At 69.4% G+C, this 12,546-nt stretch carries 9 protein-coding genes; 1 reads left to right on the top strand and 8 read right to left on the bottom strand.

Features of this window, described 5'->3' with window-relative positions; translation table 11 throughout:
* Positions 1 to 55: 55 nt before the first annotated feature.
* The 7 genes from OHS59_RS04315 to OHS59_RS04285 all read right to left on the bottom strand — a co-directional run bounded on the left by OHS59_RS04315 (position 56) and on the right by OHS59_RS04285 (position 10,008).
* Positions 56 to 1,966, bottom strand: coding sequence for a flavin monoamine oxidase family protein (locus OHS59_RS04315; protein ID WP_328492049.1), 1,911 nt, complete (start codon positions 1,964 to 1,966; stop codon positions 56 to 58).
* A gap of 306 nt (positions 1,967 to 2,272) precedes the next feature.
* The gene (locus OHS59_RS04310; protein ID WP_328492048.1) at positions 2,273 to 3,658 is read right to left on the bottom strand and encodes a cytochrome P450; all 1,386 of its coding nucleotides are present in this window, start codon (positions 3,656 to 3,658) and stop codon (positions 2,273 to 2,275) included.
* A 204-nt stretch (positions 3,659 to 3,862) separates the two neighbouring features.
* Positions 3,863 to 5,059, bottom strand: a complete 1,197-nt coding sequence (locus tag OHS59_RS04305; RefSeq protein ID WP_328492047.1) for an exo-alpha-sialidase — start codon at positions 5,057 to 5,059, stop codon at positions 3,863 to 3,865.
* A gap of 91 nt (positions 5,060 to 5,150) precedes the next feature.
* Entirely contained in the window at positions 5,151 to 6,668 is a 1,518-nt protein-coding gene (gene arfA / locus OHS59_RS04300) for an arabinosylfuranosidase ArfA (RefSeq protein WP_328492046.1), read from the bottom strand.
* Between the two features lie 44 nt (positions 6,669 to 6,712).
* Positions 6,713 to 7,600 (bottom strand): carbohydrate ABC transporter permease, encoded by an 888-nt coding sequence (locus tag OHS59_RS04295; protein ID WP_328492045.1) that lies wholly within the window; start codon positions 7,598 to 7,600, stop codon positions 6,713 to 6,715.
* Between the two features lie 2 nt (positions 7,601 to 7,602).
* Positions 7,603 to 8,511, bottom strand: coding sequence for a carbohydrate ABC transporter permease (locus tag OHS59_RS04290; RefSeq protein WP_328492044.1), 909 nt, complete (start codon positions 8,509 to 8,511; stop codon positions 7,603 to 7,605).
* Between the two features lie 129 nt (positions 8,512 to 8,640).
* Positions 8,641 to 10,008 (bottom strand): extracellular solute-binding protein, encoded by a 1,368-nt coding sequence (locus OHS59_RS04285; RefSeq protein ID WP_328492043.1) that lies wholly within the window; start codon positions 10,006 to 10,008, stop codon positions 8,641 to 8,643.
* 386 nt (positions 10,009 to 10,394) lie between these two features.
* Here OHS59_RS04285 and OHS59_RS04280 point away from each other — a divergent pair, with 386 nt between their 5' ends.
* Positions 10,395 to 11,420, top strand: coding sequence for a LacI family DNA-binding transcriptional regulator (locus OHS59_RS04280; protein WP_328492042.1), 1,026 nt, complete (start codon positions 10,395 to 10,397; stop codon positions 11,418 to 11,420).
* 127 nt (positions 11,421 to 11,547) lie between these two features.
* On the opposite strand, the gene OHS59_RS04275 is transcribed toward OHS59_RS04280, so the two are convergent.
* On the bottom strand, positions 11,548 to 12,414 hold the full coding sequence (locus OHS59_RS04275; RefSeq protein ID WP_328492041.1) for a class I SAM-dependent methyltransferase: 867 nt from the start codon (positions 12,412 to 12,414) through the stop codon (positions 11,548 to 11,550).
* Positions 12,415 to 12,546: the final 132 nt, after the last annotated feature.

The following is a 12,546-nucleotide window of genomic DNA, read 5'->3' as shown; positions in this document are numbered from 1 at the left end:
AACCCCGCCCCGGTGTTCCGGCGGGTGAACGCGCGGAACACCGGACCGGGTCCCGTCAGCCCGTGTGGACCTTCAACGCCGTCCGCACGGCGGATTCGAGGGCGCCCTCGATCCAGGCGGGCTTGATGGACGTGTGGCACCCCGCGAAATGAATGGGCCCCTCCGAGGTGGGGATGTCCGGGAACAGTTCGGTGTGCTGGCCCGGAAAGAGCACCGAGGCCTCCCCGTAGGCGTAGTGGTCGCGCATCCACGACTGGGTCTTGCACTTGGTCGTGAAGAACACCTCGCAGCGCCGCCCGAAGACGGCCTGCACTCCGGCGAGCGCCCGCAGATACCGCTCCTCGTCGGCGTACGCGTCCCACTTCAGCGCGTCGTCGGACCAGCTGTAGGAGGCGAGAATGATGCCTCCGTCGCTGCCCTCCATCGGATGGGCGTGCTCGAAGAACATGAAACGGTTGGCGTTGTCGCTCACGGAGCCGCCGCCGCGGACATGCGCTGCTTCGGGGTCGCTGTGCACGGCGGGCCGGAAAGCGCTGAAGCACTCCTTGAGTTCGCCGGGCACGGTCACCCCCAGATCCCGCACGCTCCGGTGTGCGCCGAGGTGTCTGCCGTCCTCGACCCGGCCCCTCTTGTACTTGGTGTAAAGGCCGTCCTCGACGGTGTTCAGCTCCTCCTCCCACTGCTCCTCGGTGAACTCCCACCAGCGCTGGGAGAACTCGAGCAGCACCTTGGTCGCGGCGTCGTAGTGCAGTTCCGTGATGGCCCGGCGCTTGCCGTAGGTCAGCGGCGGGTCGAAGGCCACGTGACGCAAGCCGGAGAAGGGCACGGTGACGATCACCTCGTCGCCCTCGAAGACCTCCGTGGCACCGCCCTTGCCGGTCTGGCAGTCCTCGGACACGGTGTGCACCCGCACCTTGCCGTCGCCGCGTTCGATGCGGACGGCACGCCTGTCGAGCCGCACCTTGCCCTTCACCGGCGCGTACAGCGCGTCGACGAGCTTCGCGGTGCCGCCCTTCAGCTCCCAGAACTTGGTCTTGGGGTCGATCAACGCGCTGCCCAGGAAGCTGTGCAGAAAGGAGAGATGGAGCCGTGAGGTCAGGTTCTGGACGGTGCCGACGAGGTCGATGGTCCTGGTGTCCAGTGCGGCGACCTCGGTGAGGTACCGGTACATGGACCAGTGGCCGTACCGCTTGAGGACCTTGACCCACCCGTCGACGAGCTCCGATCCCTCCTTGCCGCGGATGAGGGTGTGCGCGGGTTCGAGGGCGTCCGCGAGGATGGCGGCGGCCGTCCTCGTACGGTTGGGGCCCGTGACACCGAAGGTGTCGTTGATCTTCGCCGGGTCCTCTTCGTACTCGGCGCGGCGCATGTGGACGCCGTTGATGTGCATCCAGGTGCGGTTGGCCCGCTTGGTCGGGTTGTCGACCTCCACGTCGACCAGCAGGAACTCCTGTCGCGCGAGGTCGAACTTCTTGATCAGCGCCATGAGCAGCGGATGGCTCTCGGGCAGCCGCATCGCCCCGGCCTCGGCGTACTGCAGCGGGTCGGCGAAGGGCTGTTCCCCGTTCTCGTGGCCGCCCTTGCGGAAGGTCTTGATCCGGCCGCCGACGCGGTTGTCGTTGGCCTCGATGACGACGACGTCGTGGCCGACCCGGTTGAGGAGATCGGCGGCGAGCAGACCGGCCGGTCCGGCCCCGACGATCAGGATCCGCTTTGACGCCTTGGCCCCGCTCGGCGGCAGACCGCTCTCGATGGCCTTCAGGTAGGTCGGGACAAGGGACTTGTCGTCCTTGTCGAAGACCACGATGGCCCGGGCGACCGTGGTGTACGACGCGGGATCGGTGCCGGGTGGCGCCGCGGCCGGTGCCGCCGACGGTACGGCGGCAGGACTCAGCGCGGTGGCGGGAACGGCGGTGGCGGCGGTGAGACCGGCGGCGAGAGCCGTGGCGCCGGTCACGGTGACCACGGCGCGCCGAGTCGGCGGCGCGCCGTGCGATCGGGGTGAGGGAGGCGAGTTGTCCGCAGCGTCTGACGTGCGTTGCTGTCCGCTCGACGCGTCCGTGCTCCTCCTGTTCGGGCTGCCCGGGATGCTCGGGTCTGAACTGGTCACGTCCGGTGTGTTCTTGCCGTGTGTACTCACGTGATCATGCTTGGCGCACGGCCGACGAGGAACCAGGGCATTCACACGTACGAGGAGCTCAAACCACTCGATCCGTCACATGACGGGAGGCCCGCCAACGTCCCTGTGGGAAGCGGATGTTCGTCACGGAGTTCACGGTCCGGCGGGATCGGTCCGCTCGGGCCCGGCGTCCTCCCGGGGGCTGACGGTCATCAGCAGGGTCCTGGGTCGTACGGTGGCCCGGGCGACGGGCCGGACGATCTGGCCGGGCGCGAGCTCGAACCGTACCTCGCGGGTGATCGTCGCGATCGCGGTGATCAGCTCGGTGAGTGCGAACCGGTCGCCGATGCACTTGTGTCTGCCCGCCCCGAAGGGGAGGAACGCCCCTGCGGGCAGCCGGGCCTGCGCGTCGTCCAGCCAGCGGTCGGGGTTGAAGTCGAGGGGGTCGGCGAAGAGTTCGGGGTCGCGGTGCAGGGCGTGCTGGCAGTAGGCCAGTTCCGTACCGGCCGGCACGGTCCACTCCCCGAGGCGGGTGTCCGTGACGGTGCGGCGCGTGACGAGCCATCCCGTGTGATGCAGCCGCAGGGCCTCGGTGATGACGCGGTTGAGGTAGGGGAGCCGCATGACGTCGTCGAAGGTGACCGGCCGACCGCCCAGTACCTCCGCGAGTTCGGCCTGGACCCGGGCCTCGATGTCGTGGTCGCGGGCGAGTTCGTACAGCACCCATGACAGTACGGACGCCGTGGTCTCGGTGCCGGCCACGGCGAGCGTGAGGATCTCGGAGCAGATCTGGTCCCCGGTCAGGTGCTCACCGGTCTCGTCGTCCTGGGCGCGCAGCAGCATCGACAGCATGTCACCGGTGTCGTGACCGGAGGCCCGCAGCCGGTCGAGCGCCGCGTCGACGGTGGCGCGGACGCCGTCGCGGGCCTCGGCGAAGCGGCGGTTGAACGGCAGGGGCAGCCGCTCGGCCCAGTCGGGCAGCATGACGCGCGCCCCGACGCCGTTCATGACCACGGACAGATCCCCGCGCAGTCGCAGGAACGTTTCCTCGTCGAGGCTGCCCGAGAAGACGGTCTTGGTGAGCATGTCGAGGGAGAGCTTGACCATCGCCTCGCGGATGTCGACGACCTGGCCGGGTCTCCAGAGGGAGACGGCCTCGCTCGCCTCGTCGCGCATGATGTCGACGTACCGGGCGATCTCGGTGTGGGTGAACGCCGGCTGCAACTGGCGGCGTTTGCGCACGTGTTCCTGGCCGGCCGCGGTGACCACGCTGTCGCCCAGGAGCTGGCCCATCTTCTCGAAGAAGCGGCCCTTGTCGAGGCTGGGGCCGAGGTCCACGAGCATGGTGCGGATCAGTGCGGGGTCCTGGACGATGAGGGTGCGGGTGCCGGGCTGAAGGGTTATCTCGACCACGGGACCGTACGTCTCGCGGAGTGAGGCGATGAAGCCGAGGTTGTCGCGCATGAGCTGTATCGCGTGGCCCAGCAGCGGGAGGGATCCCGCCGCTCTGGGAATGGGGGGAGGCGTGGCGACCGTCACGGGGATCAGTGCTCCTTCACAACGTTCACGGGCGCGTATATTCATGCCCATCTCGGGCGCGATTGCATTCCGGAACGTCGAGTGGTCTTTACCACGCGTGACGGACGGTGGAGCGGGGTAGGGGAGCAGGCCCGGGCACAGAACAGCTGTGGGCCGACCGCTACGCGTTGTCGCGGTCGGCCCACAGGCCATGCGGTCAAAGGCTCAGGACGACGGTACGGACTTCGTGGCGAAGTACGGTTTGCATATGCCATTGGACCAGTCGGTGGCAATCTCCAGCAGGCTGTTGCCGTCCGCCGACGGCAGCAGGGCCGAGCTGTAGTTGGGGCAGTAGTCGACGACGGTCGACTCGACGGTGACGGGCGCCGGGATCTCCCGCCAAGTTCCGCTGCCGCCCGCGCTGTTGACCCAGACGGTCTTGTTGTTGCCGGCGGCCACGCTGCCGTCCTTGTTGTACAGGACCTGGCCGATCAGGAAGAGCCGGCCCAGTGGATTACCGGCCTGAGGGGCCCAGGCGACGGTCGGGGCGTGCTTGAAGTACTTGCCGTCGGCCGTCTCGGGCCGGATGCCGAGGAACGGCCCGCTCGACCAGTCCCAGCCGTCGGCCGAGGTCCGGTAGTGCACCACGCACTGGTACTGCCCGGGGGCCGAGCAGATCTCGTACGACATGAAGTAGGTGCCGTTGCCGAGCTTGCGGACGACCGCCATCCCGGGGCGGTCGGAGACGACGGGGCTGACGACGGTGGCGCGGTGTCCGGTCCAGGTCGTACCGTTCGAGGTGCGCGCGGCCATCAGCTTCTGGCTGTGGGCCGAGTCGGTCTCGTCCGAATAGTGGGCGACCAGCTGCCCGGAGGCGTCGACGGAGAACTCGGGCTCCCACAGACCCCCGGTGCTGCCCGCGGTGGCGATGGTGGACAGGTAACTCCAGCTGCGTCCCACGTCGTTGCTCTTGAAGACGCGCAAGGCCATGCGCCGGTTCGTCTCGTCCTGGCCGACCGAGGCCGCCCACAGCAGGGTGCCGGCGGGCAGGCTGCCGATGGCCCGCGGGAGTTCGAAGAGCGTGGAGCAGCAGAGTCCCTGCCCGCCCGCCGCCTCCGGGTCGGCGACCGCGCCGACCTGGCGGAAGGACGTGCCGGAGTCGGTGCTCTCGTAGACGGTCCCGAGTCCGTTGTTCCCGGAGAACGTGACCACCGACGACAGGACGCGGCCGTTGGCGCTCCCGTTGTGCGCGAGACGGATGGCCCGGGGATACAGGCCGGTGTCGTTGCGCAGTACGGTGCCGGTCGCCGCGCCGGCCGTCCCGGTCTGTGCGGTGAGCAGGGCCGCCAGAAGCGCCAGCAGCGCGGAGACGAGAGCGGCCAGGCGCAGTGGGGGTATGGGGGTACGGGGTCTTGCCGACATCAGATTCTCCCGATGGGGTGGGGGTCGGATCTGTTCGGTCGATGACGTCGGGATGACGTCACACGGCGGGGGCGTACGCAGGGGTCACGCGTCAGGCAGCAGGTGTCAGGCGGATGACGTTCCAGGACACCGGGGCCAGCTCCGCCTCCAGTGCGCCGTCGGCCGAGACCTCGGCTCCGCCGTCGGCGCGCGGGGTCACGCGGTTCGGGTCCGCCTGGGTGTTCACGGCGTCCGGGTCCTGGTCGGCCAGGACTAGGTGCTCAAGGACCCGGTAGCCGGCCAGCGGACCGCGCAGCTCGGCCCGCAGGTTCAGGGACTGCTCCTGACCGCGGTTGACGGCGAGGACGGTCACCGCGCCGCTCTCCTCGTCGTACGTCACCACCGTGTCGAGCGCCGACACGTCGCCGTGCCGCGGGGTGTCGATACGGGACCCGGTGACCTCGGTGCGCAGCACCCTGCCGGTGGCGAACCGGGCAGCCTGGGCGAAGGGGTGGAAGATGGTCTGCCGCCAGCTCGGGCCGCCCGGCTCGCTGCGGATCGGGGCGATGACGTTGACCAGCTGGGCCAGGCAGGCGATGGCCACCCGGTCGGCGTTGCGCAGGAGCGTGATGAGCAGCGAGCCGACGACGACGGCGTCGGTCACGCTGTAGGTGTCCTCGATCAGCCGGGGTGTCTCGGCGGTCTCCAGATTGCGCTCGCCGACGAAGCGGGCGGCGTACCAGACGTTCCACTCGTCGAACGAGAGCCTGATGTGCTTCTTGGCCCCGCGCGCGGCCCGTACGTGGTCCGCGGTGGCGACCACGTCGCGGATGTACTGGTCCATGTGCGCCCCGGAGGCCAGGAAGCTGGCGCGGTCGCCGTCGAACTCCTCGTAATAGGCGTGCAGGGAGAGGTAGTCGACCTCGTCGTACGTCTGCTCCAGGACCTCGCGCTCCCAGGTGCCGAAGGTCGGCATGGCCGCGTTCGAGCTGCCGCAGGCGACCAGCTCGATGGACGGGTCGACCTGGCGCATCGCCTTGCCGGTCTCGGCCGCGAGCCTGCCGTACTCGGTGGCCGTCTTGTGGCCGGTCTGCCAGGGACCGTCCATCTCGTTGCCCAGGCACCACAGCTTGACGTCATGGGGTTCGGAGTAGCCGTGCTTGATCCGCAGATCGGACCAGGCGGTGCCGCCGGGCTGGTTGCAGTACTCCACCAGGGCGCGGGCCGCGTCGATGCCGCGGGTGCCGAGGTTGACCGCCATCATCGGGTCGAGACCGTGCTGCTTGGCCCAGGTGAGGAACTCGTTGGTGCCCACCTGGTTGGTCTCGATGGAGCGCCAGGCCAGGTCGAGCCGGCGCGGCCGCTCGGAGGCCGGGCCGACGCCGTCCTCCCAGTGGTAGCCGGAGACGAAGTTGCCTCCGGGATAGCGGACCAGGCCCGTACCGAGTTCCCGTACCAGGTCGGCGACGTCCGTACGGAAGCCGGCGGCGTCCGCCGAGGGGTGCTCCGGCTCGTAGATGCCGGTGTAGACGCAGCGGCCCATGTGCTCGACGAAGGATCCGTACAGGCGCGGGTCCACCTCCCCGACGGTGAACTCGGGGTCGACGGTGAACCGTGCGGTGTGCGGCATGCTGGAGCCTTTCTCAGGGGGTGTGAACTGATGTGCTGGTGGGGCTACTTGAGGCCGGTCCCGGCGATGCCCTCGACGATGCGCCGCTGGAACAGCGCGAACACGGCGAGCAGCGGGATGGCACCGAGCACGGCGGAGGCCATCAACTGGGCGTAGGGGACGCCGAACACGTCCTGGACGGAGGTCAGCCCGACGGGGAGGGTCATCATCTCCGGGTCGGTGACGACCAGGAGGGGCCACAGGAAGTTGTTCCAGACGCCGACGAACACGAAGATCGTGACGGCGGAGATCACCGGACGCGAGATGGGCATGACGATCTGCCGGTACGTGCGCAGCCAGGACGCGCCGTCCGCGCGTGCCGCGTCGATGAGTTCCCTGGGGATGCCGTCGAAGAACTGCTTGAAGACGAACACGGCGACGACGTTGGGTACCTGGGGAAGTACCACTCCCCAGTACGTGTTGAGCAGGCCAGCCGACTGGAGCGCCAGGAACTGCGGGATCATGAGGACCTGTCCCGGGATCATGATCCCGGCGAGGAGCATCACGAACGCGGCGCGGCGCGCCCTGAAACGGGTCTGCGAGAGCGCGAAGGCGGCGAGCGACCCGGCCAGCACCGTGAGCACGGTCGTCAGGATCGAGGTGATGAAGCTGTTCGCGTACCAGTAGGGCAGCTTCCCCGCGTCGAACAGGTCCCCGTACGCCGCGAGGGTGGGGTGGGCGGTGAACCAGCTGGTGGGGTCGGTGATGACCTCCTGCGAGGGCCTGATCGAGGTGGCGAGCGCCCAGGCGAGCGGCACCAGCCACAGCAGCGAGAAGGCGACGAGGACTCCGAGGGCCACCCGGTTGAACAGGCGCTCGGCGTCGTACTTCCGACGCGGCTCGGCCGCGGGTGTCCGCTGCTCGGTCACGGGAGGTGTGGCGGTGGCGGTCATGATCAGCGCTCCTTCTCGGCGCGGCGGACGAGAGCGAACCAGACGAGCGAGACCAGCAGGATCACCACGAAGAGCAGCAGCGAGACCGTCGACGCGTAGCCGACGCGGCCTTCGACGAAGCCCGTGTCGTAGATGAGCTGCAGGGACGGCCTGGTGCTTCCGTCGGGGCCGCCGTTGGTCAGCATGTAGATCTGGTCGAAGACCTTCAGGGAGGCGACCACCTGGAGGACCGTGACGAGGGTCGTGGTGCGGCCGAGCATCGGCACGACCACATGGCGGATGCGCTGCCAGGGCCCGGCTCCGTCGATGGCCGCGGCCTCGTGCACGGAACGCGGGATGTCCTGCAGACCGGCCAGGTACAGGACGAAGTTGAAGCCGAGCGTCCACCACACGGTGGCGGCGGCGATGGAGATCATCGCCCAGTCCGGATCGCCGAGCCAGGACGGCGGGGTGTCCACGCCGACGAGCTTCGCGGCCTGCTGGGCGAGGCCCACCTGGTCCGCGTAGATGAAGGTGAACATGAGCGCGACGACCGCCGAGGGCAGCACGAACGGCGCGAAGAAGGCGAAGCGGAAGAACCAGCGGCCGCGGACGAAGCGGTCGGCGAGGATCGCGAGGACCAGACTGAGCAGCACCAGCGGGACGGTGGTCAGCACGGTGAACCACAGCGTGTTCTTGAGCGTGCGCCAGAACTCGCTGTCGCCCAGCACGGCCGCGTAGTTGGAGAGACCGGCGAAGTCACCGAGCCCCGACTTGAGCAGGCTGGTCTCGAAGAAGCCGGCCACGACGGTGTAGATCAGCGGCCCCACCAGGAAGAGCAGGTAGAACAGGGAGAAGGGCAACAGCATCCCCGGACCGGCCCAGCGGTCACCTCTGCCTCGGGCCTTGGTCGGTGCGGTTGTCGTGGCCATGGGACGGCCCTTTCAGTCAGGACATACGGGATCTCACGACGTACGGGGGCCCGATGAGGGCCGGGATCGAAGCAGTTGGCAGCCGACCGGTCAGCGGCGGCAGCAGTCGGCGGAGCCGAGCGTGGCGGGCTACACCGGTGAAGGCCGGTCGGCCAGTTCGCGCAGTTCGCGCTTCATCCGGGCGGCGCCGGCCGTGGGGCTGGTGGCGCCGGTGAACACGGAGGTCACGGCGTCGCCGATGACGATCTGCAGGCTGCTGCCCGCGCCGCCGTACCAGGCGGCCGGGTCGTAGGCGGCCCCGTCGGCGGCAGCGGCGTAGTGCGACTGCGGTTCGAGGGCCTTGTAGGAGGCCGACCGCTGGGTCGGCAGCCAGGCGGGGATGTGTCCGCCCTCCGCCCACATCTCGCTGGAAGCGAGCAGGGAGGCGACGAACCCGAGGGAGAGATCGAGACGCTGGGCCGAGGCGGAGGGTGCCTTGGGCAGGACCAGGGAGTGCGAGTCGGCGGCGCAGGCGTAGGGCGCGTCGTCGAAGATCCGCGGCAGGGGCCGCATGTCGAACTTCACCTTCGAGCCCTGGACCGTGAGGACCTGCCAGACACCGTCCATCAGGAAGCCGGCCTTGCCGGTGGTGAGCATGGTGATGGCACCCGGGCTGTCGGTGGTCGTGGGCACCACCTTCTCCTGGGTGAGGCGGCGGATGTACGCGAGGGCCTCGGCCGCGGCCTCCGTGTCGATGACGACCTTCTTGCCCTGGTCGGCGACGAGATCGCCACCGCTGATCTGCCGGTAGAAGGACCAGAAGAGCCGGAACTGCGTCGAGGCGTCCTTCACCGAGGCGATCGAACCGCCCCACTCGCCGGTCACTTCCTTCGCGGCGCGCAGGGCGTCGATGAACGCGTCGGGCCCGTCCACGTCCGTCAACCGTCCCTTGCCGTCGAGCAGTCCGGCCTTCTCGGCGATGTCGGTACGGAAGTAGAGGACGAAGGGGTGGGTGTCGAGCGGGATGGCGTACAGCTTGCCGTCCAGCTGGGACTTCTTCCAAGGCCGCGGATCGAACTTGTCCTCGGTCAGTCCGTGCCGGGCCAGATCGGCCGGCTGGATCTCGGTGAGCAGGCCCGCCTCGGCGAGCGTGGGCACCTTCGACAGGTGGCTGATGGCGACCTGCGGCGGCCGGTCGCCGAGCGTCGCCAGCGTGAGCTTGGTGTAGTAGGGGTTGCCCCACACGAAGGTCGCCGACTTCAGGTCCGTCGCCCGGTGCCGGGACCGGTAGGCGGCCTGCATCGCGAGCAGGCGCTCGCCGTCACCACCGGTGAAGGGATTCCAGAAGTTCAGCCGTGACGGGGAGGGCGACCCGCCGGTGAATCCCTGAGCGAGGGTGCTGTCACAGCCGCCGAGGGCCGCGGCGGAGGCCGCGACGGCTCCGAGCGACAGGGTGCCGCGCAGCACGCGGCGCCGGGACGGAGCGGGCGGGGAGGTGTGCGGCGTGCGGTCCCGCATGGGCATGCGTCCTTCCACGGCAGGAAAACTCAGGTAAGTACAACGTTGGAATGTGCGACCGGACTGATCCGCTCGGTCGCTGGGCTGAGGCGGTTACAACGTTGTATCCCCGGGGAAATGTGGCGTCAACACTTCTGCACGAACTTCCTGTTCGACGGGCCGTCGATGCGATAACGGCCCATATCGCCCAACTGGGAAGCGAAGCTATTACAACGTTGGAACATGGCTTACGCTGAGCAGCACACCGGACCGGTACGCGTGACGAATCGGCGCGGAGGGCGGCTGTCGACTGTCAGCCGTCGGTCGTCGGGCGTCGGCTGTCTGTCGTCGCTGTTCGTCGTCGGCTGCCGGCCGGAAGGAAGTCGGGGGAGGGAGGGGCGACCACCATGGCAGGTGCACGCCTCAAGGACGTCGCCGAGCGTGCGGGCGTATCGATCAAGACGGTCTCGAACGTCGTCCGGGGCGAGGTCCGCGTCGCGGAACAGACCCGGGAACGGGTACTGCGCGCCATAGCCGAACTCGACTACCAGCCCAACGCCTCCGCCCGCCATCTGCGCACGGGCCGCAGCGGCATCATCGCGCTGGCCGTGCCCGAACTGGTCGCACCGTACTTCGCGGAACTCGCCGCCGAGGTCATCGCGGCCGCCAAGAAGCGCGGCTGCACGGTCCTCATCGAGGACACCGGCGGAGACCCCGCCGAGGAACTGCGCATCGCCTGCGGACTCAGCGACCCGCTCATCGACGGAGTCCTGCTCAGCCCGCTCTGCCTCGACGAGACGATGCTCGCCAACCGCGAGCGCCGCGTACCGCTCGTCCTCCTGGGCGAGCAGTCGTACAAGATCCCGGCCGACCACGTACTGATCGACAACTCCGCGGCGGCGCGCGAGGCGACCGAGCACCTGCTCCAGCTCGGCCGGCGGCGCATCGGCGTCATCGGCCAGCCCTCGGACCGGGCCCACGCCACGACGGTGCAGCGCATGCACGGCTTCCTGACCGCCCTGCACGCCGCGGGTGTGCCGCACGACCCCCGGCTCGTCCCGGACACCGGGGAGTTCACCCGCGCCGACGGAGCCGCCGCCATGCGGGTCCTGCTCGCTCTGGACGACCCGCCGGACGCGGTCTTCTGCTTCAGCGACCTGCTCGCCTCCGGCGCGGTGCGCGCGGCGCACGAACACGGTCTGCGGGTGCCGCGGGACCTGGCGGTCGTGGGCTTCGACGACATCCAGGAGACCCGCTACAGCGTGCCGTCGCTGACCACGGTGTCACCGGACAAGCGGGAGATCGCCGAACTGGCGGTGGACGCCGTGCTGCACCGGATCACCACCGACGCGGAGGCCCCCCACACGCGACTCATCGCGGGGTACGAACTGGTCGTACGCGAGAGCACGCGGGCGGATCCGCCCGCGGGGTGAAGGGCGGCTGGGTGAGGGCGCCGGTGGGCAGGGCGGCTGTGTGGAGGGTGCCGGTGTGCAAGGCGTCGCTGTGGAGGGTGCCGGTGTGCAGAGCGTCGCTGTGGACGGTGCCGGTGTGGAGGGTGCCTCAGTGAGGGTCTCTCCACCAGACGGAGAGCTCGGTGCCCGGCCGGCGTTCGGAGAAGCGGCCCGTGGGGGAGACCTCGCGCAGCAGTAGCCGTACGTCTGCCTCGAATTCGTCCCGGCGGGTGCCGAACAGGTGAGGGGCCGAGGACGACATCGAGAAGACCTCCGCGACGACGTCGTCCGTCGTGCGCTCCAGGGACTGTCCGCCGGGGACGACGTGCCGCTGCGGACCGGTGAATCCCGCCCGGGCGAACACCGCCGCCTCGTTGCCGGGCGTGCCGTGCGGCAGCACCCCCTGACCGGCCCGACGTACCGGCCCCAGGTAGCGACCGACCAACTCCTTCAGAGCCGTACGGGGCGGCGCCGGATGCGGAAGACCGTCGGCGGTTCGGGTCTGCGTCCGTGCATCCGTCCGCACATCCGTTTTCACGTCGGAGACGTGCACCAGTGCCCCGCCCGGCCGGAGCATGTTCCTGACGGTCGCCGCCACCAGGTCGCGGTCCATCCAGTGGAAGGACTGGGCGAAGGTGGCGACGGTGAACGTTCCGAGACCGGCGGGCAGTTCCTCGGCCCGCGCCCGCACCCACCGCGACTTGCCGCTCACCTCGCGCTCGGCGGCCTCACGGGTGGCTTCGGCGATCATGCCGCGGTCCGGGTCCACGCCGACGATCTCGCTGAACAGGTGCGCCAGGCTCAGGGCCACGGTGCCGGGTCCGCAACCCACGTCCATGAGGCGTCCCCGCCCGTCGAGTTCCAGGACTTCGGCGAGCGCGTCCGCCAGCCCGGGGGCGTAGGGGAGCCTCCCGCGCTTGTAGTAGGCGGCCGAGCCCAGGAACAGCGTGTCGTCCCACTCCCAGTCGGTGGTCATGTCCGCTGTCGCTCCTAGCGAAGGTCGGGTTCCGATCCGGCGGACCGATGATTCCATGGCTGGGTGCCTGGCCGGTCTGCGGCCGGTCTGCGGCCGGTCCGTGGCTCGGTCGTGCCGCAGAGTCCGCCGAGG

The organism is Streptomyces sp. NBC_00414 (assembly GCF_036038375.1).
Taxonomy (GTDB): domain Bacteria; phylum Actinomycetota; class Actinomycetes; order Streptomycetales; family Streptomycetaceae; genus Streptomyces.
The sequence above is the reverse complement of the archived record's forward strand: the minus strand, read 5'-3'. Positions and strand labels throughout refer to the sequence as shown.

Coding starts and splice junctions, on each gene's coding strand:
- OHS59_RS04305 (WP_328492047.1), bottom strand. CDS start 5,059: ATGTCGGCAAGACCCCGTACCCCCATACCCCCACTGCGCCTGGCCGCT.
- arfA (WP_328492046.1), bottom strand. CDS start 6,668: ATGCCGCACACCGCACGGTTCACCGTCGACCCCGAGTTCACCGTCGGG.
- OHS59_RS04295 (WP_328492045.1), bottom strand. CDS start 7,600: ATGACCGCCACCGCCACACCTCCCGTGACCGAGCAGCGGACACCCGCG.
- OHS59_RS04290 (WP_328492044.1), bottom strand. CDS start 8,511: ATGGCCACGACAACCGCACCGACCAAGGCCCGAGGCAGAGGTGACCGC.
- OHS59_RS04285 (WP_328492043.1), bottom strand. CDS start 10,008: ATGCGGGACCGCACGCCGCACACCTCCCCGCCCGCTCCGTCCCGGCGC.
- OHS59_RS04280 (WP_328492042.1), top strand. CDS start 10,395: ATGGCAGGTGCACGCCTCAAGGACGTCGCCGAGCGTGCGGGCGTATCG.
- OHS59_RS04275 (WP_328492041.1), bottom strand. CDS start 12,414: ATGACCACCGACTGGGAGTGGGACGACACGCTGTTCCTGGGCTCGGCC.